The organism is Streptomyces sp. VNUA24, from assembly GCF_029167005.1.
Lineage (GTDB): Bacteria > Actinomycetota > Actinomycetes > Streptomycetales > Streptomycetaceae > Streptomyces > Streptomyces scabiei.
The window spans coordinates 1059506-1083619 of the sequence record NZ_CP119143.1 but is presented as its reverse complement, the minus strand read 5'-3'; the positions used below and the strand labels follow the sequence as shown (position 1 = coordinate 1083619).

Genomic DNA, 24114 nt, shown 5'->3' with positions numbered 1-24114 from the left:
GTCACTCCGAAGACAGGGGGCGGTACGCGGCCTGCCGCGTCCGGGGGTTGGGCGGGTCGGAAGGAGGGGAGGGCAGAGAGTGGTCAGGGGGCGAGAAGGCCGCGGAGTACGGCGAGCACGCGCTCGATGTACGGGATCGGGCTGTCGTGTTCGTCGGTGGGGTCGGCCGATGCCCAGCTCTCCATGCCGGTCTTGACGGCGGTCATGGCCAGGGCGGCCATCAGACGGGGCAACTCGTCCCCCGGGTTCTGCTGTGTGCGGGTCGCCACCATCGCCGCCAGGGTCCGCTCGAACGCCTGGAAGCGGGCGAGCAGCGCCGCGAGGACGGGTGGGTGCTCGGCGGCCGCCCCGAACGTGGCCTGGAACTCGTCGCGCTGCGGCGGGTGTTCGACCATACCCTGCAGGAGGAACCGGGTGAGGTCCGCGAGCACCTCGCGGGGTGCCGCCGTCCCGGCTTCGAGGAAGGCGTCGACGTACTCCTGCGACGGTTGCGGCGGCTCTTGGATGACCGCCGCTTCCTTGCTCGCGAAGTAGTTGAAGAAGGTGCGTGGGGAGACGCCGGCCTCTTCGCTGATCATCTCGGTGGTGACCTTGTCGAAGCCGTGTTCCCTGGCCAGCCGCAGGGTGGCTGCGTGAATCTCTCGTCGTGTCTCACGGCGCCTGCGCTCACGCAGGCTTTCGGTGGGGCGAGCCATGGCCAAGATTCTTGCACATTCTGCAAAGTTTTCTAAATCTGCATTCAGTGCGTCCGGTGCACCTTGGTGGCGTGGGTAAGTGACGGCGGCCCCGGTGACCGTGAGTCGTCCAGCCCGCTGTCGGAAATCCACGTCACCCCTGGGTCGAACATCGACTTTCCGCGTTCCGTCCCTTGTGGCTGGCCTGTTGACGCAGGGGAGACGGAGGCTGTCGCCGGTTGCAGTCAATCTGGCGCACGACGTCATGGAGGGATTCACGTGAACGGCACGACAAGGGCGGGAGCGCCTGGCGAGGGACGGACGGTGACGCTCGTCATGGCCTGCCTCGGCGTGTTCATCGCCTACCTGCCGGTGACCACCGTCTCGGTGAGCCTGCCGGCCATCCAGGGGGCGCTGCACGCGTCCACGTCCCAACTGGCCTGGGTGACGGATGCGTTCGTCCTGTCCATGGCCGCACTGATTCTGACCGCCGGGGTCTTCGGAGACGTCCACGGCCGTAAGAAGGTCTATCTCGCGGGTCTGGCGATGGCCGGGGGAGGGGCCGCCATCGCGCTGAGCGCGCAGTCCGTCGAGGTCCTGTGGGTGGGGCAGGCGGTTGCCGGGCTCGGAGCGGCGGCACTCCTGCCGACCACGCTGGCTCTGATCAGCCACGCCGTCCCCGACCACCGGGAGCGCGGCAAGTTCATCGGCCTGTGGGCGACCGCGCTGATGGCGGCCCTCAACCTGGGCCCGCTCCTGTCCGGAGTGATCCTCGAACACTTCGCCTGGCGCTGGATCTACCTGCTGCCCGTCCCGGTCTCGTTGATCGCCATCGTGGTCGCCGCGCGGCTGGTGCCCGACTCCCGTGCCCCCGGCTCGCGACGCCTGGACTGGCCGGGCCAGCTCACCGGCATGGTGGCCGTCACCGCGCTGGTCTACGGCGTCATCGAGGGCGGCGCCGAATCGTTCACCGACGTCAAGGTCCTGGTTGCGCTGTCGTTGGCGGTGATCGCCGGTGCCGCCTTCGTCCTCGTGGAGCGACGCAGCAGCAGCCCGATGCTGGACCTCACTCTGTTCCGCAGTCCGGCGTTCACCGCGACCACCCTGGTCGCCATGATCACCTTCCTGGGGATGATCGGTTTCTTCTTCGTCCTGAGCCTGTTCTTCGGCATGGTGCAGCAACTCGACACCCTGGAAGCGGGGTACCGGCTCTTCATGATCACCTTCGGGGCGATCCTGGCGGGCATGCCGGCGGGCAAGTTGATGCACCGGTTCACGCCGCGCGCGCTGATCACCGCCGGTCTGCTCCTGGTCTCGGCCTCGCTGCTGGCCTTGATCGGTATCGACGCCGATGTCTCGTTCATCTCCCTCGCCTGGCGGTTGTTCCTGCTGGGAGTGGGCCTCGGCACCGTCATCACGCCCATGACGGCCACCGCGGTCGCCGCCGTGCCCCACCACCAGGCGGGCATGGCTTCAGCGGGCAACAACGCCTTCCGGCAGGTCGGCGGCGCACTCGGACCGGCGGTGCTGGGCACCCTGCTGACCACCAGGGCCACCGACTCCCTGCCCGGCCACCTCACCGAGGCCGGACTCCCCGGTGCGACGGTGCACCAGGTCACCGCGGCCGTGGACGCCGGCGGTCTGGGCGCCGTCGCCCGCATGGACCTGGGCGCCAACGCAGGGCGAGCACTCGGCGCGCTCTCGGACGCCTTCCTCGACGGACTGAGGCTGTGCATCGGTGTGTCCGCCGGTCTGGTGCTGTTCGCCGCCCTGGTCGGCGTCGTACTGCTGCGTCCGAAGCCGGCCACGGCGTCTCCCGGTGGCTCGGACGCTCCGCACCGGCTCGCCGGGGGAGCGGAGACCGGACAGCTGCCCGATCCGGTCCGGTAGGGCAGGGACGGGTCGGCATGCCGGAAGGGTCCGTCAGGAGGGGTCGCCCCCTGGCGGACCGCGGACCACCTCCCGGTGCGCCTCTGGGAGCATGTCTCATGTCACGGGTCGGAACATCGCGGGCGTTCAGGGCGGTGTCTTGCGTGTGGGCTCGGCCCCCTCGTCCGGGGCCGAGCCCACACGCAAGACATCAGGCTGAACAGAGACGACTTGGAGTACGGCGTGCTCGACTCGATCGACCTGAAGGTGCTGCATGCTCTGCAACTGGACGGCAGGGCGCCCTTCAACCGCATCGCGGAGGTACTGGGGGTGTCCGACCACACCGTCGCGCGCCGATTCCGGCGGCTGCGTGACACCGTGCGCCTCCGGGTGCTCGGTATCACGGACGGCAGCCGGCTCGGCCGGGACACATGGATCGTCCGACTGCGCTGCACCCCCGACATCGCACCCCAGCTGGCGGACGCGCTCGCCCGGCGTCCGGACACCGCCTACCTCGGCCTGATCTCCGGCGGTACCGAGGTGATGTGCGGAATGAAGCCGCGCAGCCGGCAGGAGCGCGACGAGCTGCTCTTCGGGCGGCTCCCGCGCTCACCGAGCGTCATCTCGGTGAGCGCCCACTGCGTGCTGCGTCACTTCTACGGCGGTCCGCTCAGCCTGCCGAGCAAGATCGACGCTCTCGGGCCCGAAGAGGTGGCGGCGCTGCGGCTGCCCTCCGTGGACACCGCCGGAACACCCGTCCCCCTTGACCAGGTCGACGAGACACTGCTGGCCGTGCTCCGAGGCGACGGGCGCGCTCCGCTCACCGAGCTCCAGGCGGCCACGGGCCTGTCGGAGGGAGTGGTGAGGCGCCGCCTCGACCGCCTTCGCTCCACCGGTGTCCTTTACTTGGATGTCCAGTTCGATCACGAACCGCTCGGTCGAACGGTGGAGGCGATGCTCTGGCTCACGGTGGCGCCCGCAGCGCTCGCCGCGGTCGGCCGCGCTCTCGCGGCACATCCGGAGGTGCGCTTCGCCGCGGCCACCACCGGTCAGGCCAACGTCGTGGCGGCGACCCTGCACCGCGACACGGCCGAGCTGTACACCTACCTCAGCGACAGGATCGGGGCGCTCGACGGCGTCCAGTCCGTCGAGACCGCGCTCATCCTGCGGCAGGTCAAGGAGTACACGTACGAACCAAAACGCTGACGAGTCATCGATTGATCTGCCGGACAGTGGATGATTTGTGCTAGTACATGCCTCTTTTCGTGTGAAGATGGATCGGCAGTCTGCTGTACAGTCAGTCTTATGAGTGACGGTGTCGCGGATCGCGGTTCGCTGGTGAACGACGAGGGCGTCGTGCTGTTCGGCGACATCCTGCGGCTGGTGAACACCATCGGTGACCGGGCGTCGCGTGTCATGCGCGAGGCCACCGGGCTCACCGGTACGGAGTTCGAGGTCCTGCTGCGGCTGGCCCGCCATCCGGAGAACGGCACCACGAACGCCCGCCTGGCCCAGGAGCTGTCCGTCGACTCCGGTGGGCTGACCCGACTGGTCGCCCGAATGGAGACCGCGGGCCTGCTGACGCGCCATCCGCACCCTGACGACAGACGGGCGATGCTGCTGGAACCGACCGACCACGGCCGGGAACAGTTGACACGCGCGCTTGAGGCCCACGTGCCGCAGGTCACCGCGGATCTGCTGGAGCCGCTCACCAGGATCGAGCGGCTCATCCTGCGCGAGCTGGTCAGCAAGGTGCTGGCGAGCGATGCCCTGGGCCCGCGGCAGACGGCGCCGGGGTCATGCACGGCCCAGGCGGCGCACCCGGACTCACCCCATGTGAAAGAGACGAACGGAGACACCCTGTGAAGATCCTTCTGATCGGCGCCACCGGCATGGTCGGCTCGCGCATCGCCGCGGAAGCGCTGGCCCGTGGACACGAGGTGACCGCGGCGACCCGATCGGGTCGTTCCGGCGACCTGCCGGAGAACCCCGCGCTGACCACGGCGACCCTCGACGCCTCGGACTCCGCCGAGGTGGCCAAGGGTGCCGTCGGCCACGACGCGGTGGTCTCGGCGATCTCCCCGGCCCGTGACGGCTCCGTCGACCCGGCGGTGTCGCTCCTGGCGACCTACCGCTCCCTGATCGAGGGACTGCGCACGGCGGACGTACGGCGCTTCCTGGTCGTCGGCGGGGCGGGCAGCCTCCAGACTCCCTCGGGTGTGGACCGGGTGGACACCCCGGACTTCCTCGACATCTACAAGCCCGAGTCGCGTGCCCTTCGCGAGGTCCTGCGGTTGTTCCGGGGCGAGGTGACCGACCTCGACTGGACGTACCTGTCCCCGGCGGACGAGATCGGCCCCGGCGAGCGTACGGGTGTGTTCCGGCTCGGCGGTGACCAGATGCTCTACGCGCCCGACGGCAGCAGCGCCATCAGCGCCGAGGACTTCGCGGTCGCGCTGGTCGACGAGTTGGAGAAGGGCGACGCGATCCGTCGCCGTATCACCGTGGCTTACTGACGGCTGCTCAAGGCGCGGACGGGAGAACGGGGCGCCGCCGCACGGGCTTCAGGCGTGCGACGTGGGGCTCCGCCCAGGCTCTCGTCGTAGTGTGCCACCATCAGGGCACGGCCTTCCCGGTGCGGCCCTGCGCGCGACCGCCCGGGCCCGGGGTGCCCCGCACATCGGCGCAACCGACAGGTCCCCCGGGGTCCGGAGTGGCACAGCACTCCGGACCCCGGGGGACCTGCGTATGCGGCCGACGGTCCTCCTGGGATGCGGACCGCTCTCGTCGTACGTGAGTGGGCCTTCGGTGAGCTGATCGTGCCGATCTCGGGGTCGCCCATCTGACACCCGGCACCGGCGAACTGGACCGTCCCGGGTACCGGGCCAACGGCCGGGACCGCTGCTGCTTCTGCGAGTCCGAGGTCCTGGACACCATCGACGCTGTCGCCCGCGAGCGCGGATTCGAGCAGGTGGCCGGCACCAACGCCGACGATGCCCGGGACCTTCGTAGCCCGGGCATCAACGCCGGGGTGAACGCGGGATCCACACGCCCCTCCTCACGTCGGGCTGACCAAGCAGGAGGTGCGCCTGCTCAGCCGCGAGTGGGCCCTGTCGACCTGGGACAAGCCGGCGGCGCCCTGTCTCGCGAGTCGTATCCGCCATGGTGTCGAGGTCACTCCATGCCGGTCGGCCCGCGTCGACCGTGCCGAGACGGCCGTAGGGGCGGTCCTGGACCGTGCCGGACTCGTCATGGCGGATCTGCGGGGCCGTGACTTCGAAGGGTCAGTGCGCCTGGAGGTGGCTCCCGGCCTCGTCGCCCGGGTCGCCGCACGCCCGGCGATCGCCGAAGTGCCGACGGACGCCGGCTTCACCGAACCGCCCCGTAGCGTCGAGCCGTTCCGCTCCGGGCGGCTCAACGCCGGGATCTGAGACGGCGTACAGAGAGAAGCGGGTGTGTTTCACTGGTCTCATGGCTACCGGAGCGACGCGGATCCGGCCGGTCGGGGGCGGCGGCCGCACACGAGAACAGGACGTGCTGTCAGCCGTCCATGTCCCGTGGCGGCTGGAGCCCCGGGAGTCCGGCGATTCCCGGCCGGGTGGTGGCGAGATCGGGTGGATGCGCGCCCACGAACTGACGCGGTCCCGGATAGTGGAGTCCTCGGCGGCTCCCGTGGGCGGGCGGCGCGGGCCGGAGGAGATCGCGCGTACCGAGGACGAATGGGTCGTCGCCCTGATCCAGCTCCGGGGACGCATGGTCATCGGTGGTGGCGAAGAGCCGCTGGAACTCAGGCCGGGTGGCGTCGTGGTGTGGGACAGCACGGCACCGGTCTGGTTCGACATCAGGAAGAAGGACCACAAGCGCAGTGTCTTCTTCCCGCGTGAGTTCCTCTCCACGCTGTGCCCGACACTCGACGCCCGCCCCGTGCTCGAGCTGCCGTCCGCGGACCCGGCTGTCGGCCTGTTCCGGGCGGTGACGGCCGATGTGGCCCGCTACGCGCCGGATCTGGACGACACGGGTCGGCACGCCTCGTCCCGGGCCCTCGCCGAACTGCTGGTGGCATGTCTGCGGCCGCGGGTGCTGCACGGGCGAGCGGCGCTTCAGGCCGCGCTGTTCAAGCGTGCCTGCGCCCATGTCGAGGGACGGATGGAGGACCCGGATCTGAGCCCCAGGGGCCTGGCCGTCGAACTGAAGGTGCCGCTGCGCACTCTCCAGGACGTGTTCGCCCAGCGAGGCCACACGGTGCGGGGATACGTCAAGGCCCTCCGCCTCGGCCGCGCCCATGTGGAGCTGAGCCGAGCCGACGGCCGCAGTGTCACCGAGATCGCCTTCGCCGTCGGGTTCGCCAACGCCGGACACTTCAGTCGCTCGTTCCACGAACGCTACGGTGCGAGTCCGCGCGAGGTGCGCGCGACGGCCCTCAGCCGGCAGCGCCGAGGTGCTCCGTGAAGAAGGCGACGGCCGCCTCCGCCGCCCGGTCGAAGGCAGGGGCGTCACGGTAGACGTCGAAGTGGCCGCCGCGGATGCTGACGTACTTCTTGGGCTCGTGGGCGCGGGAGTACGCGGCGAACTGGAGCTCCGGCGGGCAGACGAGGTCGTCGTCCGCGACGATCATCAACATGGGGGTGGGGCTGACGCGCTCGATGAGCAGGCCCGGTTCGTAGCCGGTCAGCAGCTCCATACTGCGGAGAGTCACTTCGTTGCGATAGGTGGGGAGGTCGTTGTGCGTCTGGACGAACTCCCAGGAGTCCGGGGTCGGTAGGGCGGCCGGGGCGGTGGGGTCGGGGGAGGCCACGGGGATCATCGCGGGAGTCTCGCCCACCATGCGCGCCCTGCGGTCGGCCCGCTGGAAGGCTGCCGCGGCGGCGAGCGCCGGCGCGGGCACCAGCCGCTGGCCGCATTCGCGGCCGCTGACCATGGGCACCTGGGCGACGATGGCGCGCACGCGGCGATCCTGGCCGGCGAGGACGATCACATGTCCGCCGGAGAGGCTGGAGCCCCAGGCCCCGATGCGCTCCGGGTCGGTCTGCGGCAAGGTCTCCGCGAAGGTCACGGCGTCGCTGTAGTCGCGCATCTGCAGGAGCGGGTCGATCTCCTGGCGCGGGGTGCCCTGGCTGGTGCCGAGGTTGCGGTGGTCGTAGACGACGGCGGCCAGACCGGCCGCCGCGAACCGTTCGGCCAGGTCGGGCAGGCGTCCGCCCTCCTTGACTCCGGAGAGGCCGGTGGCCATGACCACGGTGGGGAAAGGACCGGGGCCCTCGGGTACGTAGTGCCAGCCGCGCAGCAGAGTCCCGTCGGTGGTCCGGAATTCGATGTCGTTTCGCATGGTTCCCAGCATGGACGGGGGCGGGCGGCGGTGCTGCTCCGGACGCGCAACCGCATGTGCGCTCGCGCGCAACACCTGCCACCGCGGGAGTGCGGTGTTCCTGGCCGGGCATCGCGGCGAGCTGTTCCCGACTGAGATGTTCACGGACATGTACCCGTCGGTGAACGGGCGGCCGAGCATGCCGCCGCGTCTCCTGGCCGCCGCGACCACCTCGCCTGCCCTTGACAGGCTGTCGGACTTCGCAACGGTCCAGGGACTGCGATGCGACCTGCGCTGGAAGGCCGCATGCGGGCCGGGCTTTCACGACATGGCCTTCGACCTGTGGCTGCCGGCCTGCTTCCGCCGCCGACGGGCCCGCTTCACCCGCCCCACCGCGTCTTCGAGGCCGTGTGCGAGGTCGTGTGCGAGGTCGTGAAGGCGACCGGCGTGCTCAAGGGAAAAGTACCGCCGGGCACGGGACTCCACCGTGCTGGACGAGGCGGTCGCCACCCAGGACACCGTCACCCGGATCACCGCAGCCGTCCGCGCGGTGATCCGCGAGGTCCCCGGCGCCGCCGCGGTAGCCGCTGCCCAGTGCACCGCTCACGACGACACCGACCCGGGTCGCCCGGCGAGGCAGGCCGAAGATCGCCTGGAACGACGAACAGGCCCCCAGCCGGATGGTCTCCACCGTCGATCCTCAGTCCCGCCACGGCCACAAGACCCGCAGCAATCAGCAGGACGGCTTCAAGGCCCAGCCGGCGATGGAACCCGAGACCGGCCTTTACACGCCTTTGCACCGCCGTCGCCCTGCGGCCCCGGAACCTCCACCGCGGGCCGCGGCCCTACCGCGGCGGCGGTGCTGTCGAGCCGCGCGGGGTGAGCGAGGGGGTGGCGACCTGGTGGGACCCGGGTTCCTCGTCGGCGATGACCGCGAACAGGGTCCGGGCCACGTCGGCGCCGAATCCGTGCACGTCGTGGCTCATCGCGGACAACGGAGGGTGGGTCAGCCGGCACAGCTGGGAGTCGTCCCAGGCGAGCAGGGAGAGGTCACGCGGCACCGAGACACCCAGTTCCGCGGCGACGGCGGCTCCCGCCACGGCCATGATGTCGTTGTCGTAGAGGATGGCCGTCGGACGGTCGGTCATGAGCAGCAGCGAACGGGTGGCGCGCGCTCCTTCCTCGCCCTCGTAGCCCGTGGCGATCTGGAGGTCGTCGGCGAGGCCCAGGTCCCGCGCGGCCTCGGCGAACGCCTTCGCACGGATGGCGCTGTGGCCGAGCCCGGTGGGTCCCCCGACGCGGGCGATGCGGCGATGACCGAGCGCCGCCAGATACCGTACGGCCTCGGTGGCGGCGGTGGCGTCGTCCGTCCACACCGAGGTGAATCCGCCTGTCAGCGAAGGGTGGCCGACCGCCACCGCGGGCAGCCCGGCGGCGCGCAGTGCCGGGACGCGAGGGTCGTTCTCGCGGAAGTCGACCAGGATTGATCCGCCGATCTGCCTGCCCCGCCACCATCTCTGCTGCAGCGCGATCTCCTCGTCCACATCACGCACCAGGTGCAGCAGGAGTGAGCAGGACCGCTCGACCAGCACGCTTTCGACCCCGGAGATGAACTCCATGTAGAAGGGTTCGAGGCCGAGCAGGCGGGCCGGTCGGCAGATCGCCAGCCCGATGGTGTCCACCTCGGCGCCGGAGGACAGGCTGCGGGCTCGTACGTCGGGTGTCCATCCCAGTTCCCGGGCCGCATCGAAGATGCGGTCCCGGGTGGTGACGGACAGCCCGGGCCTGCCGTTGAACGCGAGCGACACCGCGCCCTTCGACACGCCGGCCAGGGCCGCGACGTCCTTGATGGTGACGCGTTGCGGGGGCGCGCTCACGACGGTTCCACACAGAAGATCGCCGCACGGGCCTGTCCGGCGTCGGGCTCGGCCCAGCCGCCGACGCGGATTCTGCTCTCCTCGCCGGGCAGCAGGGTGACGAGGCCGGTGTCGGACACGGCGTCGGGGGCGAGCCGGTCGGGTTGCAGAAGGAGATCCCTGACGAGGGTGCATGCGCTGACCACGACGTCGACTGTATCGGCAGCACCGGGGACTGGTTCCACCCGTACGTCGAAGGCCGGGCGCACATAGGGGAACTCACGGTCCGGTACGGGGAAGTGCACCGCGCGCAGCCCGTCCACGTCCGCGACCAGGAACTCACCGTCGAGCCCGACCAGATCCGCGGGCAGCGGCGTCCGTACCGCGTCACGAGCGCCCACCTCCACGGTGAGCGGCACCCGGGCGGTCACCGTCCCGTCGGCGGCCGTCCTGCGTACGGTGACCTCGGCCCGCCAGGGGAGAGCCGCCTGGTTGACCAGGCAGAGCGCGACGCCGTCCGCGGTGGGCTGGAGGGTGAGTAGCCGGTCGGCGTACAGACGGCGCAGCTCGTGGTGGAGTGGCTTGAGCCGTCCGTCGCCGTCGACGGCCGACCAGGAGCTCACCGGCCAGCAGTCGTTCAGCTGCCATACGACGGTTCCCGCGCAGCGCGGCCAGTGGGAGCGCCAGTGCTCGATGCCTGCGGCGACGGCCCGGGCCTGCACCAGCTGGGTCAGGTAGTGCCAGCGGTCGAAACCGGCCCCGGTGCCCTTCGGGAGAGCGAAGTGGCGGGCGACCCCGCGGTCGAGTTTGCCGTTGCCGTCCTCGGCCTTCTGGTGGTGGAGCATGCCGGGCGAGTCGGGGGCGAGGTCCTCGCCGGGCAGGGCACGCCGCAGGGTGGCCAGGGCGGGCGGCGCCTGCCAGCCGAACTCGGCGACGAAGCGCGGCACGCTGTCGCGGTACTCCGCGTAGTCCCTCCGGTTCCACACCTCCCACGAGTGGTGGGTGCCGTGCGCCGGGTCGTTGGGGTGGTGGTCCCAGGAACCGGACCAGGGGCTGCCGGCCGTGTACGGCCGGGTCGGGTCCAACTCGGCGACGACACGCGGCAGCAGCTCCAGGTAGTACCCCCCGCCCCAGGAGTCACCGGCCAGTTCGGCCTCCCAGCCCCAGTCCCGGAAGCCCCACAGGTTCTCGTTGTTGCCGTTCCACAGCACCAGCGAGGGGTGCGGCATCAGCCGTACGACGTTCTCCCGGGCCTCGGCCTCCACCTCGCCGCGCAGGGGCTGCTCCTCGGGGTAGGTGGAGCAGGCGAACAGGAAGTCCTGCCAGACCATGAGCCCGAGTTCGTCGCACACGTCGTAGAAGGCGTCGTCCTCGTAGATGCCGCCGCCCCAGACGCGCACGAGGTCGACGTTGGCGTCCGCGGCCTGGGTGAGACGGTGCCGGTAGCGCTCCGGGGTGACGCGGGAGGGCAGGATGTCGTCGGGGATCCAGTTCACGCCGCGCGCGAAGAGGCGTACCCCGTTGACGACCAGGGTGAAGCCGGTGCCGTACTCGTCGGGGGTGCGGTCCAGTTCGATGGTGCGGAAGCCGATCCGCCGTTGCCAGGTGTCCAGTGCGTCGTCGCCGTCGGCGAGGGTGACCGTCAGGTCGTACAGCGGCTGCTCACCGTACCCTCGCGGCCACCACAGCTCCGGCTCGGGAACGTCCAGCACGAGCACGGCGTGCCCGTCCGCGAAGGTGACCTCGGTGTCCGTCCCGGCCACCGACGCCCGCGCGGTCAGGAGGCGGCCGGTGCCACCGACGGTGCGTTCCACCGTGAGGTGGATCTCGACACGGCCGTGTGTCCCGGTGACCGTGACCATGGGCCGGGCCCGGGCGATCCGGGCGGTCGACCAGTGCTCCAGACGCGCGGGCCGCCAGATTCCGGCGGTGACGACGGTGGGGCCCCAGTCCCAGCCGAAGCTGCATGCCATCTTACGGATGTACTGGGAGGGCTCGGGATAGACGTTCGGCCGGTCGCCGACCGTCTTGCGTACGGCCTCGGCCTCCTCGCGGGCCGGAGCGAAGCGCACCTGGAGTTCTCCGGCGCGGCCGGTGACGTCGAAGCGGTGGGTCCGGTGCATGTTGCGGGTCCGGCCGAGCACCTTGCCGTCGAGGGTGATCTCGGCCGCGGTGTCCAGGCCGTCGAAGACCAGGTCCGTGCGCTCGTGCGCGGTGTCGGCCGTGAGGTGGGTGGTGTAGGCCCAGGCCTGGTCGCCGACCCAGGCGATGTCGTGCTCGTTGGTGCCGAGGAAAGGGTCGGAGATGATCCCCGCGGCCAGCAGGTCGGTGTGCACGCAGCCCGGCACCCGGGCGGGCAGCACCGTGTCCCCGTGGCGCAGTCCCCACCCGTCGCTGAGCAGGGTGACGTCCTTCATGTGCGGCTCCCCTCACGTGAGGCAAGGTCGGTTCCGGTGACGGCCCAGTCAACCTAGCTGTCCGTTGCAGGGATGTCCATAAACCGGTTTAGGTATCGGCGATCTGGTGCTGTTTGGTTGATGTGTTCCCTTTTTCCCGATAGGTCGGCCACGCTGTGAAGTGATCAGGTAACGATTGCGTATCGCGACCGAACCGACAGCTTTACCGGTTCAATCCAGCGGTGCCATAGTGCCGACAGCCCAAAGGCGGGTCTGAGCCGCAAATCTGGAAGGAGCTGCACATATGGGGAGGAAGACGCTCGCCGTCGCCACGCTGATCGCCGTCACGGCGCTCACCGCGACGGCATGCACGGGGGCGGCGGCGACGAAGGAGGGGTCCGCCAACGCGGCGAAGGACCCGGCCGACGTGTCCGGCACCATCACGGTCCTGACGCACCGCACGGACCTCGTGCAGAACGGCACGATGAAGAAGTACGCGACCGCGTTCAACAAGACCTATCCCAAGGTGACGGTGAAGTTCGAGGGCATCACCGACTACGAGGGCGAGGTCAAGATCCGCATGAACACCGAGAACTACGGTGACGTGCTGATGATCCCGAACGCGATCGCCAAGAAGGACTACCCCTCGTTCTTCGCCTCGCTGGGCAGCACCGCCGAACTGAGCCAGAAGTACCGTTTCACGGGCAACACGACCGTCGGCGGCAAGGTGTACGGCCTCGCCACGGTGGGCAACGCCAACGGGTTCGTCTACAACAAGGCGGTCTGGAAGAAGGCCGGCGTCACTGACTGGCCCACCACCCCGCAGGAGTTCCTGACCGACCTCAAGACCGTCAAGGCCAGGACGAGCGCGGTGCCGTACTACACGAACTTCAAGGACATGTGGCCGCTGACGGCCGGTACCGCGAGCATCGGCTCGGTCAGCTGCGACGCGCGGGCCAACGACAAGCTGGCGACCTCCACCGCCCCCTGGGCCGAGGGCAGCGACCTCAACGTCATCGACACCCTGCTCTACGACGTCGTCCACGACAAGCTCGTCGAGAAGGACCCCACCACCACCAACTGGGAGAACTCCAAGGGCATGATCGCCCGCGGGGAGATCGCCACCATGCAGCTCGGCTCGTGGGCCATCAGCCAGATGCAGAAGGCTGCCGAGACCGCCGGGACGAACCCCGACGACATCGGGTTCATGCCGTTCCCGGCGCAGAAGAACGGCAAGTTCTGCGCGATCACCTCCTCCGACTACCAGCAGGCGGTGAGCGTCCACTCGACGCACAAGGCCGCCGCGCGGGCATGGGTCGACTGGTTCACCGAGAAGTCCGGCTTCGCCCAGAACGAGGGCTCGATCCCGACGCTCAAGTCGGGCGCCCTGCCGGACACCCTGAAGCCCTTCGAGGACAACGGTGTCACCCTCCTCGAACAGTCCCAGGCCAAGAGCGCCCAGGTGAACGCCATCGACAACGCCGCCGAGATCGGCCTGGCCAAGCCCGACTACCGGCAGAAGCTGGTCGACATGGCCCGAGGCGTCCAGAGCGGAAGCCTGAAGGACTACTTCGCCGAACTCGACAAGAAGTGGAACGAGGCGGAGAAGACCGCGGGCTCCTGACGGCGCGCGGCGCGCGGGCCCGGCCAGAGCCTCCCCGCTTCCGGGTCCAGCCCGCCGACCGCATCCAGCGGACGACCGAAAGGCCGACATGACCCCCACCACACAGACGCCCACTACTACACGTGTGGCCAAGGAGAGCGCCGCCCCGCGCACGACACCCCGGAAGGCCACGAAGAGCCCCCGTCCCGGCCGCGGAGTCCTGCGCAGGGCCACCCCCTGGCTGTTCCTGCTGGTCCCGCTGGCCCTGCTGATCACGTTCACCTACGTGCCCGTGGCGAACATGATCTATTACAGCTTCACCGACTGGGACGGTGTCAGCCCCGAGATCCACGTCGTCGGCACCGACAACTACACCGAACTGTTCACCCGGCCCGAGCTGTTCCGGGTGTTCCTGGTCAGCTTCTACTACCTGGCCGCGTCAGTCGTACAGATCGTCGTCGCCCTGTACTTCGCGACCGTTCTCAGCTTCAACCTGCGGCTGCGCAACCTCTTCAAGGGCATCCTGTTCTTCCCCTATCTCATCAACGGCGTCGCCATCGGCTTCGTGTTCCTGTACTTCTTCCAGGACGGCGGCACCCTCGACTCGGTGCTGTCCTGGTTCGGCGCGGGCACCGACCACGCCTGGCTCGGCGACCCCACGTCCGCGAACGTCTCCCTGGCAGGCGTCTCCGTCTGGCGCTTCACCGGCCTGAACTTCGTGCTGTTCCTGGGGGCGATCCAGTCGATCCCCGGCGAGCTGTACGAGGCGGCCGAACTCGACGGCGCCACGCGGTGGCACCAGTTCCGGTATCTGATCGTGCCGAGCATCCGGCCGGTGATCAGCCTGAGCGTGATCCTCGCCGTGTCCGGGTCGCTGTCGGTGTTCGAGATCCCCTACATCATGACCGGCGGCGCCACCGGCACCACGACCTTCGTCATCCAGACGGTGAAGCTCGCGTTCCAGTTCAACAAGACGGGCCTGGCCTCGGCCGCGGCCGTCGTCCTGCTCCTGATCATCCTGCTGATCACCTGGATCCAGCGCCGCCTGGTGCCCGACGAGAAGGTGGATCTCGTATGACCACCAACACCGTGGACAGCCGTCGCCCCCGCGGCCTCGGCACGGTCCTGATCTATCTGTCGCTGGTCGCCGCCTCGTCGGTGGTGCTGGTCCCCCTGGTCGTCGTGTTCCTCACCTCGCTGAAGACGACGAGGGAGGTGACGGAGGGGGGAGGAGCGTTCCGGCTCCCCGACGACTGGCTCAACTGGTCCAACTACACCACCGCGTTCCGCGACGGCCACATGCTGACCGCGTTCGGGAACACCGCCTTCATCCTGCTGTTCTCGATCACCGGCACCGTGCTGATCGGCTCGATGACCGCGTACGCCATCGACCGGTTCGGCTTCCGCGGCAAGAAGCTCGTCATGGGGCTGTTCCTCGTCGCCACCCTGGTGCCCGGCGTGACCACGCAGGTCGCCACCTTCCAAGTGGTCAACAGCTTCGGTCTGTTCGACACCCGGTGGGCGCCGATCCTGCTGTACATGGGCACCGACATCGTGTCCATCTACATCTTCCTGCAGTTCATCCGCTCCATCCCCGTCTCCCTCGACGAGGCCGCGCGGCTCGACGGCGCGAACGCCCTCAGCATCTACTGGCGGATCATCTTCCCGCTGCTCAAACCGGCGATCGCCACCGTCGTCATCATCAAGGGCATCACCGTCTACAACGACTTCTACATCCCCTTCCTCTACATGCCCTCCGAGGACCTGGGCACCATCTCCACCGCCCTGTTCCGTTTCAAGGGCCCCTTCGGCGCCCACTGGGAGGCCATCTCGGCCGGCGCGATCCTCGTCATCGTGCCCACCCTCGTCGTCTTCCTCTTCCTCCAGCGCTACATCTACAACGGGTTTGCACGCGGCGCCACGAAGTGAACGGGCGCAGCCCCACGACCGGACACGTGGCCGTGCCCGCCCGACCGGTTCACGGTGCCACTTCCACGACGCCGCGCCCCGCAGCCCACGGCCGACCCGTTGCCCGGTCCACGGGGGCCGGGGCAGTGAGGGCCGGCACAGTGAGGGCCGTTCCCCCACCCCCACTCCACCGCAGTGAGTCATTTCCATGAGCAGGGCTACCCACGTCAAAGGAGACGTCCATGCCCAACCCACCCCTGAACCGCCGCGCGTTCGTCCTCCTCGGCGCCTCGGTCGCCGTTGCAGCGGGCTCCCAGCTGTCGACGGCCGTCGCCTCACCGTCGTCCCGGACATCCGCCGGTGTGCCGACGCCGGTCCGACTCGTCGACGACAGGGCGAACCCCGCCACCCGTTCCCTGTTCGCCTTCCTCAAGCGCCAACAGGGCAAGGGCATCCTCTTCGGCCACCAGCACGACCTCACCTACGGTTTCACCTTCGGCACTCCGAACGGCAGAGCGTCCGACACCGAGCGGGCGGTGGGCGACCATCCCGCGGTCTTCGGCTGGGACACCCTCATCCTCGACGGCGGTGAGCGGCCCGGCGTCGAGGGCGGAACCCACGCCGAGAACATCGCCGCGCTCAGCCGAGTCATCAGGCAGGGCGACGCCCGTGGCGGCATCAACACCCTCAGCGCACACATGCCGAACTTCGTCACCGGCGGGAACTTCAACGACACGGCGGGCCGAGTGGTCGGCCGGATCCTTCCCGGAGGTGCGCAGCACGCGCGGTTCACCTCCTTCCTCGACCGCATAGCCAGGGCGGTCAAGGGCGCGCGTCGCCCCGACGGCACCGAGATCCCGGTGATCTTCCGTCCCTTCCACGAGAACAACGGCGGCTGGTTCTGGTGGGGCGCGGGCCACACCACCTCGGCGGAGTACATCGAGCTGTACCGCTACACCGTCGAGTACCTGCGCGACACCAAAGGCGTCCACAACCTGCTCTACGCCTACTCGCCCAACCAGAGTTTCGGAGGCGACCCGACCGGCTATCTCAGGACCTACCCCGGCGACCGGTTCGTCGACATCCTCGGCTACGACGCCTACGACGATTCGGCCGGCTCGGCCGGCTGGCTGAACGGCCTGGTGAAGGACCTGGCCATGGTGGTTCGGCTGGCGAACGAGCGGGGCAAGGCACCGGCCCTCAGCGAGTTTGGGGAGAGCGGCACCGAGGGACGCGACGTGAAGTGGTTCACCCGGCTACTGGCCGCCGTCAAGGCGGACCCGCTGGCCCGTCAGGCGACGTACATGCTGACCTGGGCCAACTTCGGAGGCACCAACCGCGCCTATGTGCCCTACCCGGGCCATCCGCTGTGGGCGGACTTCGTGTCGTACTACGAAGACCCGTACACCGTCTTCGCCGACGATCTGCGGGGGGTGTTCTCCGCACGCACCACCGCCGTCAGGAACGAGCCGTTCCTGCACCTGGTGACGCCCACGGACCGGCAGCGCGTGACGACATCCAGGACCACCGTGCGGCTGCGGGTCACACCGGCGCGGGCGAGCGGAGTCACCTGGGCCGTGAACGGCGGACGCCCCAGACCGCTGCGCCTCGACGCCGACGGCTTCTACTCGGGTGTCTGGTCGGTCGACCCGGCCTGGCTGGACAACCGCAAGGCCGACGTCACGGTGAGCGCACGGGTGGACGGCAGGACGCTCACCGACTCGGCCGTGGTGCTCCTCGGCGAGGTCGTGCCCCTGCCCAACGGGTGGGTGGACGACTTCGAGGGCTACGCCGGGGACGACGTCAGCCTCAGCGAGGCCTACAGCCACGTCAACTCCAACGTCACCACCCTGTCCAGCGAGCACAAGGCCGCGGGTTCCTACGGGCTGGCCTACGCCTACGACTTCAGCAGCGCCGAGTACACCGGCATCGGCAGGTCCGTCGACGCCGACTGGTCCGCCTTCACCACCATGGCGCTGTGGCTCCAGGGCGACGGATCGGGAAACGGCGCGACGCTCCAGATTGTCGCGGACGGAGCCTATTTCGAGTACGGGGTTCCGCTGTCCGACACCACCGGGCAGCGGATCCAGGCACTCTTCACCGACTTCAGACCCGCCCCCTGGGACACCGCACACGCCGATGCTCTGCTCGACGCGGCTCATCTCGCCAAGGTGACGGCGTTCAACCTGTACCTCGGGCACGGCACCAGCGGGGCTCTCAAGGGGGTCGTGTACGTGGACGACATCAGGGCCCTGTGACCCTGAGGGGCCCGACGAACCCGCACAAGCGGGGCCGGTTGCCCCTGGCCCGGCGACCTCGGTCCGTGTGGGGACCGACGTCCCCCTCTCCGTATGGCAGGGGCGACTGCACGGAGAGGGGCCGGACTTGAGGGAAGGCGTCCGTCGGCGCGACCTGTGCGGGCGCTTTCGGGAGAGGTCCGGCACGTCGGGCCGGGAGAACCTAGGCAGGGGTGCGGGTGGCCGTCCCGGCTTCGCTGCCGGCCGGCACGTCCGCCGGCAGATCGGTCGTGACGCTCTCGAGGGCCGTCCCGTTCGTGTTGCGGGTCATCGCGAGCGGGATCAGCAACACGAGAAGGAAACCACCGAAGGCGAACCACGCTCCCGAGAACCCGACGGCGGTGAACGCCGCCACGGCGATGTAGGGGCCCGCCACTCCGCCCAGGTCGCCGAGCGCGGAGGACACGGAGGCGCCCCGGTTGCGGATCCTGGTGGGGAAGTGCTCGGCGGTGATCAGGTTCAGGATGGGAGTACTGAAGCCGATCACCATTCCCATGGCCACCCAGGCCACGACGATCAACGCGGTGGTCGGGAAGATCCCCATGAGGATGATCAGCACCGCGCTGGCGGCCGTCATGGCCGCCAGCGAGTGCTTGCGGGGGAACATGTCGGTGACGGCGAACGCCAGCAGCGCACCGATGACGACACCCACGCTCAGGCCGATCGAGAGCGCGATGCTCTGTGCGATGTCGAAGCCGCGTCTGGTCAGCAACTCGACGCCGAGTCCGAGTACGGACTTCACCGGAACCTGGAAGCCGAACCAGATCAGGGCGAAGAGGACGGTCCAGCGCAGGTTGGGGGGCTGGAACAGTTTCCAGGTCTGACCGGTCTCCTTTGCGTCCAGGACGGTGCCGGGCCGCGCGGTCTGTCGAGTGTCGACCGGCGGCAGTTCGCCGGATATCCGGCTGCGTACGTGGTCCTCCGCCTTGCGGAGGACCTTCTCCGCCTCGTCCGCACGGCCGTGGGTGACGAGCCAGCGTGGCGACTCCGGCATCATGCGGTACCCGGCCAGGTAGATCACCGCTGCCAGGGCCGGGATCGCCAGCATGACCCGCCAGCCGGCGTCGAACGCGGGCACCACCGCGAGGCCGATGAACGGCACGCTGGCCAGTCCGGCCATTCCGGGGATGACGGCCGTGGCCACGTGGCGGCCACGTCGGGCGGCGGGGGAGAGCTCGCTGAGGTAGGAGCCGATGGTGATCGAGGCCGCCGCGGCGCCCATGTTGGCCAGGAAACGCGCGCCGGTGAACACCGTCAGGGACGGGGCGAACGCGCTGACCAGTGAGCCCGCTCCGCAGAGCAGGACGCCGGAGAACAGGGCGGCGCGACGGCCCTTGCGGTCGGACAGGTAGCCACTGCTGAGCGTACCGAGCAGGGTGCCCCAGAGGCCCAGGCTGACCACCCTGGCGCCGTCGCCGAGCGAGGCATTGAACTGGTCCAGGGCGCCCGGGAGCGCGATCCCGATGTTCACGCCCTCGAAGTAGGCGAAGAAGAACCCGGCGCCCAGCATGAACAGCAGGGACTTCGGGTGAGGCCAGATGGGCAGGCGGTCAAGTCTCGCCCCGACCTCGGACTCTGTGATGGCCATTGTTCGATCTCCTATGTCCTCGCCGTTTCCCAGATTTTTCGCTTGGCGAAACTTCTTCGGAGATTAGTGACGGTGATATCCCCCGTCAAGATGTGTGAAAGCGGAAAACGAGTCCTCGGCTTCCGGTCGCGAGCAGCTTCCGTCGCCCGGCGATGTCGCGTCCCGGCCTGAGTGGTCCGGGGCGAGCGGCCCGGCCGTACGGTCTCAGTGGCCCCGGTTCTCGTAGTCCTCGCGGGTGACCGGCTCTCCCGGCAGTGCGACGAACGTGCCGTCGACACGCAGGCCGGACATGACCATGGCCAGCAGTCGGCGGTGAGCGCCCTCCGGGAGGGTCGACGGGCGGACGCCCGCGAGCATGGCGACCGCCATGGCCACATCGCCCACCCCGACGTCCGCACGCAGAGTGCCCTCGGTCCGGGCCTCGCACACGATCTCCCCGAAGAGGTCCAGCAGGCGCCGGCGTCCGGCCAGGACTTCGGGCGTCCGCAACTCGGCGCGGGATCCGGCGCCGTGCAGCGTCGCGTCGATCGCGAGCTGCAGCGCGGCGGCCTCGGCCATCACCCGCTCCAGCGCACTCCACGCATCCGCTTCCGTGGCCCGCGCCTCGCGTATCCGGTCCATCGCCAGCTCCAGGCTGTCGAGCACGACCGCGCTCACCAGCGCCTCCCGGCTCGGGAACCTTCGATACAGCGTCCCGACGCCCACCCGGGCCGCGCGGGCCACATCCTGCATGGCCACGTCGAACCCGTACCGGCTGAACTGCTGGCGGGCGGCCTGGAGGATCTGGTCGCGGTTCTGCCGCGCGTCGCCACGCAGCCTCGTCGGCGTGGCTCCTGGCGGGTGCGTCCCCACGGGCTCCTCCTGGGTGGCCGGCCGTCCCTCGACATTCGGGTCCAGCCTAGCTACCGTCAAGTGGACAGAATTCGTCCACTTAGAGATGGGGTCGCCCATGCAACGGACTTCTGACAGGACCTGCCCCGTAGTCCATCTGCCGGTACGCCGGGAGGACGGGCTGGCACCTCCGGCGGACTACGCCGGGATGCTGGCACTCGAACCTGCGTTCCCTGCCACGCTGCACGACGGGCGCGAGGTCTGGGCCGTCGCACGGCACTCGGTCGTCCGTGAGGTGCTGAACGACGTCCGGTTCAGCACCGATCGCAGGCGGGAGGGCTACCCGCTGCTCAGCGCCAGCCAGCCCACCCGGCGGCGGGACGTGCCGCGCAACATCATCACGATGGACCCTCCCGAACACCCCCTGGCCAGGCGTGCGGTGACCCAGGAGTTCACCTCACGCCGGATCAACCGGCTGCGACCGAGGATCCAGGAGGTGGTCGACCAGCGGATCGACCGACTCCTGCACGCAACACAGCCGGTCGACCTGTTCGAGGTCCTGGCCCTGCCGGTCCCCTCGCTGGTCATCTGTGAACTCATCGGCGTGCCCTACGGCGATCACGCGTTCTTCGAAGAGCGGTCGAGCCGCTTCCTCTCCGCGGCGGCGAGTCGGGAAGAACGCGCGGCGGCGCTTGAGGAGTTGCGTGACTACATGCACTCCCTGGTCGCTGACAAGGAACGGCGCCCCACCGACGACCTGCTCGGTCGTCAGGCGCGGGACGGCGCCGACCACGACTACCTCGTGGAGCTGGGTGTGCTGCTGCTGGTCGCGGGACACGAGACCACGGCGAGCATGATCGGGCTCGGCACCCTCGCACTCCTGCAGCGCCCTCCGCTCTGGAAGGTCGTACGCACCGAGCCCCACCGTGTCCCCGATGTCGTGGAGGAATTGTTGCGCTGGTTCACGATCGCCGAGAGGGTCACCGTCCGGGTGGCCGTCGAGGACGTCGAACTGCACGGCCGACAGATCCGGGCCGGGGACGGCGTCCTGCTGCTGACGAACGCGGCCAATCACGACCCCGAGGCGGTCGCGCATCCTGGCGTGATCGACCCGGACCAGGCGAGCCGGCAGCACCTCGCGTTCGGGTTCGGTCCCCATCTGTGCCTCGGTGCGAACCTGGCGCGCGCGGAGCTGGAGATCGCCCTGGGAACCCTTGCCAGGCGAGTCCCTGATCTGCGACTGGCCGTGCCGGTCTCCGAACTGCGGTTCCGGCACGAGTCCAGCATCTTCGGACCCCTGGAGATACCCGTGCACACCGGAGCCGCTCACTGAGCCCGCCCCGCCGGCCACCTGGCCCCGTCCTGCCCCACGGCGACTTCGCAGCGGGGCAGGACGGGGCCAGGACGCGGGCGACACCGAAGTCAGGCGTTGGTTGCGGGTCCTCAGCCGTGCGTTTGAGGGCCCTCACACGTACGAGGCGGGGCACGCGACTCTGTTTGAGCCGGGCGCCCCGCCTCGTGCAGACACCGGACGGCGGCGGGAACCGAGCCGTGCCGGAGGAGATCTCGCCGCACATCGGCCGACGCGGAAGTCGAGCACGGCGATCAGCCGAAGGCGCATCCCCGCTGTCCGACCACTGGTGAAGGCCTCGACGTTCAGGCCTTCGCCGCTTCCCGGAAGGCGTAGTGCATGGCGCTCGCGCCCTGGGCGATCCAGGCTTCGAAGCCCTTCTGGTCCATGGTGCTGTAGTCGGGCGCGTCGAGGACCTGCTGGGAGCCGAAGGCCTTGCCCACCTTCACCAGGGCCGCGCCCGCCGCAGGCCGCTCGACGTCGTAGGCGGCGAGTGCCTCCTCGACGGTGTCGGAGTCACCGACGAGGCGGGCCAGCGCCAACGCGTCCGTGATCCCCTTCACGCCTCCACTGGCCGTGTGGGGGCGGGCGATGCTGCCGGCGTCGCCCGCCAGACAGGCCGTGCCGTTGACGTAGTGGGCCAGCTCCAGGTCCCAGATCCCCTGCATGGCGGGATCAGGGGTGTTTACCACGATGTCGCGGTGCCACGGTGGGAGGTACCTGGCCGCTGCGGTGTGCAGGTACTCCAGCATGGCGTCCGGCATCTTCTCGCCCGCACTGACGGCCTGCAGCTGTGCGACCTTGCCCTGGTCGTCGTACTCGGCCCCGAGCACGTCCAGCGGGGCGTTGCCGTCGTACCACGCCCAGTTGAGCCGGCGCCGTCCCTTCCCGTGCTCGCCCTTGTGCCCGGGGACCAGGTAGATCGCCGTGCCGCCGTTCTTGGTGCCGATGCTCTGGAAGCTGTCCTCCACGGGAGTGATGTCGGCGATCCGGTCCTCGTCCACGACCCCGCGCCAGACCGGGTACCCGCTGTACTCCGGCCGTGCGTCCGGGAACAGATCGGTCCGGACGCGGGAGCGGTACCCGTCCGCGCCGACGACGAGATCGAACTCCTCGACGGCTCCCGAGGGGAGATGGACCGCGGAACTCCGCTCGCCCGGGACCACCTTCGACACCGTCGTGCCCCGACGGATGTCCACGTCCTGGGCCCGAGAGGAGATCTGCTGGTAGACCAGGCCCCAGTGCTGCATCTCGACGATCATGGGCTGGGTCCCGACGACCCTGCCCAGCGGCAGATCCCCGGAGTTGACGGAGAACACCCGACGTGTCGAGCTGCGCAGACCGCGTGCCTCCGGGTCGAACAGTCCGAGTTCCGTGAGCTGGTCGAGGAAGGTGTGCGGAAGGCCGAGGCCCGCACCCCGCTCGTCCAACGTTCCCTTGGAGCGTTCGAACACGGTCACGGCGTGCCCTTGGCGCCGGAGTAGGACCGCTGCGGTCATGCCGACGAGAGAGCCGCCTACTATTCCCACACGAAGCTGGTTCTTCACGAGAAACTTCCTTGTCCCTGAGTGAATGCCGGCGCGGTCCTGCGTGCCGGGTCCCACGAGAGGTCCCGGCGGTACCGCGCCGCCGGCGTCGGCGCGGTCCGTTCCTGGTGCTCCGGCCGTGAGCGACGGCCGGACGTCAGTCGATCGGAGGCCGGGCGTACTCCTCCGAGAACTCGGTGAAGTAACGCCTCGCCACTTCCTGGACCGGACCCAGCTGGGTGGGGTCCTTACGCATGATCTCGGCCATCTCCCGGAACAGGCCGACGTACAGGCTCGGCGAGAAGGTGCAGAACATCACGGCCTCCTCGTCGAAGGGGTTGTGGAAGCCGTGCGGTGCCCCGGGCGGGACCATGATGAAGGTGCCCGGGCCGACGACCCGCGTCTCCTTCTCGACGCTGAACTCCACCCGGCCGGACAGGACGTAGAAGCCCTCGTCGTGCTGCTGGTGCCGGTGCTGAAGACCCGAGTTGCGGCCCTTCTGCACGGTCGCGATCCCCACGGCCAGCCTTCCGGCGGTGGTGTCACCCGCCTCCAGCAGCTTCATCTGCAGCGTGCCGTCCAGAGTGATCTCGCCGTCTCCGGCCTCGACGAGCGAGACCCGCTTCTGGATTTCCTCCGGGTCCCACACCAGTGGCCGTACTGTGGTCGGCTCTTCCTCGGAGGACTGGGGTGTGGTGGTCATGTGTGATTACCTCCATGGTGTGCGTATGAGACGGGCTCGGCGCGGACACGATCCACCCCGGGTCCGATCGGCTCCGTCCCGCAGCGCGGACGCACCGTGGCCCGTCTCCCTGCATCAGGTGGCCGGACCGGCCTGGTCATCTGCCGGGTCGGCGCCGGTCCGGCCGGCGCCGACCGCGTGCTCGCGGTGGCCAGGGGTGTGGGGGGA

The 24114-nt window shown here is 69.4% G+C and carries 19 protein-coding genes and 1 pseudogene; 12 read left to right on the top strand and 8 right to left on the bottom strand.

The window, feature by feature from the left end; all coding sequences use genetic code 11:
- Positions 1-83: 83 nt before the first annotated feature.
- Positions 84-695: a TetR family transcriptional regulator gene (locus PYR72_RS04270; protein ID WP_275453958.1), complete on the bottom strand. Its 612-nt coding sequence runs from the start codon at positions 693-695 to the stop codon at positions 84-86.
- A gap of 315 nt (positions 696-1010) precedes the next feature.
- Between PYR72_RS04270 and PYR72_RS04265 the strand changes: the two genes are divergently transcribed.
- The 6 genes from PYR72_RS04265 (at position 1011) to PYR72_RS04240 (ending at position 6992) form a co-directional block, all read left to right on the top strand.
- Positions 1011-2564 carry an MFS transporter gene (locus PYR72_RS04265; protein ID WP_275460326.1) on the top strand — a complete coding sequence of 518 codons (1554 nt, stop codon included), beginning with the start codon at positions 1011-1013 and terminating at the stop codon, positions 2562-2564.
- Between the two features lie 222 nt (positions 2565-2786).
- Positions 2787-3749 carry an Lrp/AsnC family transcriptional regulator gene (locus PYR72_RS04260; RefSeq protein ID WP_275453957.1) on the top strand — a complete coding sequence of 321 codons (963 nt, stop codon included), beginning with the start codon at positions 2787-2789 and terminating at the stop codon, positions 3747-3749.
- 99 nt (positions 3750-3848) lie between these two features.
- Complete coding sequence (locus tag PYR72_RS04255; protein ID WP_275453956.1) at positions 3849-4409, top strand: MarR family transcriptional regulator; 561 nt, start codon at positions 3849-3851, stop codon at positions 4407-4409.
- A complete protein-coding gene (locus PYR72_RS04250) occupies positions 4406-5059 on the top strand; it encodes an NAD(P)H-binding protein (RefSeq protein ID WP_275453955.1) in 654 nt (217 codons plus the stop codon). The genes PYR72_RS04255 and PYR72_RS04250 overlap by 4 nt, the downstream gene beginning before the upstream one ends.
- A 567-nt stretch (positions 5060-5626) precedes the next feature.
- Positions 5627-5974 (top strand): hypothetical protein, encoded by a 348-nt coding sequence (locus PYR72_RS04245; RefSeq protein ID WP_275453954.1) that lies wholly within the window; start codon positions 5627-5629, stop codon positions 5972-5974.
- Between the two features lie 40 nt (positions 5975-6014).
- The gene (locus tag PYR72_RS04240) at positions 6015-6992 is read left to right on the top strand and encodes a helix-turn-helix domain-containing protein (protein ID WP_275453953.1); all 978 of its coding nucleotides are present in this window, start codon (positions 6015-6017) and stop codon (positions 6990-6992) included.
- Here the strand turns inward: PYR72_RS04240 and PYR72_RS04235 are convergent.
- Positions 6964-7869, bottom strand: a complete 906-nt coding sequence (locus PYR72_RS04235; protein ID WP_275453952.1) for an alpha/beta hydrolase — start codon at positions 7867-7869, stop codon at positions 6964-6966. The two genes, PYR72_RS04240 and PYR72_RS04235, sit on opposite strands and share 29 nt — an antisense overlap.
- A 97-nt stretch (positions 7870-7966) precedes the next feature.
- Here PYR72_RS04235 and PYR72_RS04230 point away from each other — a divergent pair.
- Positions 7967-8639 (top strand): annotated as a pseudogene (locus tag PYR72_RS04230) (transposase); the annotation flags it as partial.
- 54 nt (positions 8640-8693) lie between these two features.
- Here PYR72_RS04230 and PYR72_RS04225 read toward each other — a convergent pair.
- The gene (locus PYR72_RS04225) at positions 8694-9725 is read right to left on the bottom strand and encodes a LacI family DNA-binding transcriptional regulator (protein WP_275453951.1); all 1032 of its coding nucleotides are present in this window, start codon (positions 9723-9725) and stop codon (positions 8694-8696) included.
- Positions 9722-12121, bottom strand: a complete 2400-nt coding sequence (locus PYR72_RS04220) for a glycoside hydrolase family 2 protein (RefSeq protein WP_275453950.1) — start codon at positions 12119-12121, stop codon at positions 9722-9724. Before PYR72_RS04220 ends, PYR72_RS04225 begins: the two co-directional genes overlap by 4 nt.
- Before the next feature lie 283 nt (positions 12122-12404).
- On the opposite strand from PYR72_RS04220, the gene PYR72_RS04215 reads away from it, so the two are divergent.
- The 4 genes from PYR72_RS04215 (at position 12405) to PYR72_RS04200 (ending at position 17869) form a co-directional block, all read left to right on the top strand.
- Positions 12405-13724: an ABC transporter substrate-binding protein gene (locus tag PYR72_RS04215; RefSeq protein ID WP_275453949.1), complete on the top strand. Its 1320-nt coding sequence runs from the start codon at positions 12405-12407 to the stop codon at positions 13722-13724.
- An 88-nt stretch (positions 13725-13812) separates the two neighbouring features.
- The gene (locus PYR72_RS04210; RefSeq protein ID WP_275453948.1) at positions 13813-14781 is read left to right on the top strand and encodes a sugar ABC transporter permease; all 969 of its coding nucleotides are present in this window, start codon (positions 13813-13815) and stop codon (positions 14779-14781) included.
- Positions 14778-15632 carry a carbohydrate ABC transporter permease gene (locus PYR72_RS04205; RefSeq protein WP_275453947.1) on the top strand — a complete coding sequence of 285 codons (855 nt, stop codon included), beginning with the start codon at positions 14778-14780 and terminating at the stop codon, positions 15630-15632. Before PYR72_RS04210 ends, PYR72_RS04205 begins: the two co-directional genes overlap by 4 nt.
- 221 nt (positions 15633-15853) lie before the next feature.
- Positions 15854-17869, top strand: a complete 2016-nt coding sequence (locus PYR72_RS04200; protein WP_275453946.1) for a glycosyl hydrolase — start codon at positions 15854-15856, stop codon at positions 17867-17869.
- Positions 17870-18071: 202 nt separating this feature from the next.
- On the opposite strand, the gene PYR72_RS04195 is transcribed toward PYR72_RS04200, so the two are convergent.
- On the bottom strand, positions 18072-19496 hold the full coding sequence (locus PYR72_RS04195; RefSeq protein WP_275453945.1) for an MFS transporter: 1425 nt from the start codon (positions 19494-19496) through the stop codon (positions 18072-18074).
- Between the two features lie 204 nt (positions 19497-19700).
- On the bottom strand, positions 19701-20348 hold the full coding sequence (locus PYR72_RS04190; protein WP_275453944.1) for a TetR/AcrR family transcriptional regulator: 648 nt from the start codon (positions 20346-20348) through the stop codon (positions 19701-19703).
- A 97-nt stretch (positions 20349-20445) separates the two neighbouring features.
- Between PYR72_RS04190 and PYR72_RS04185 the strand changes: the two genes are divergently transcribed.
- The gene (locus tag PYR72_RS04185) at positions 20446-21660 is read left to right on the top strand and encodes a cytochrome P450 (protein WP_275453943.1); all 1215 of its coding nucleotides are present in this window, start codon (positions 20446-20448) and stop codon (positions 21658-21660) included.
- Between the two features lie 323 nt (positions 21661-21983).
- On the opposite strand, the gene PYR72_RS04180 is transcribed toward PYR72_RS04185, so the two are convergent.
- Together PYR72_RS04180 and PYR72_RS04175 are read right to left on the bottom strand one after the other, a co-directional pair.
- Positions 21984-23207, bottom strand: coding sequence for an FAD-dependent monooxygenase (locus PYR72_RS04180; RefSeq protein ID WP_275453942.1), 1224 nt, complete (start codon positions 23205-23207; stop codon positions 21984-21986).
- 154 nt (positions 23208-23361) lie between these two features.
- Complete coding sequence (locus PYR72_RS04175) at positions 23362-23907, bottom strand: cupin domain-containing protein (protein WP_275453941.1); 546 nt, start codon at positions 23905-23907, stop codon at positions 23362-23364.
- Positions 23908-24114: the final 207 nt, after the last annotated feature.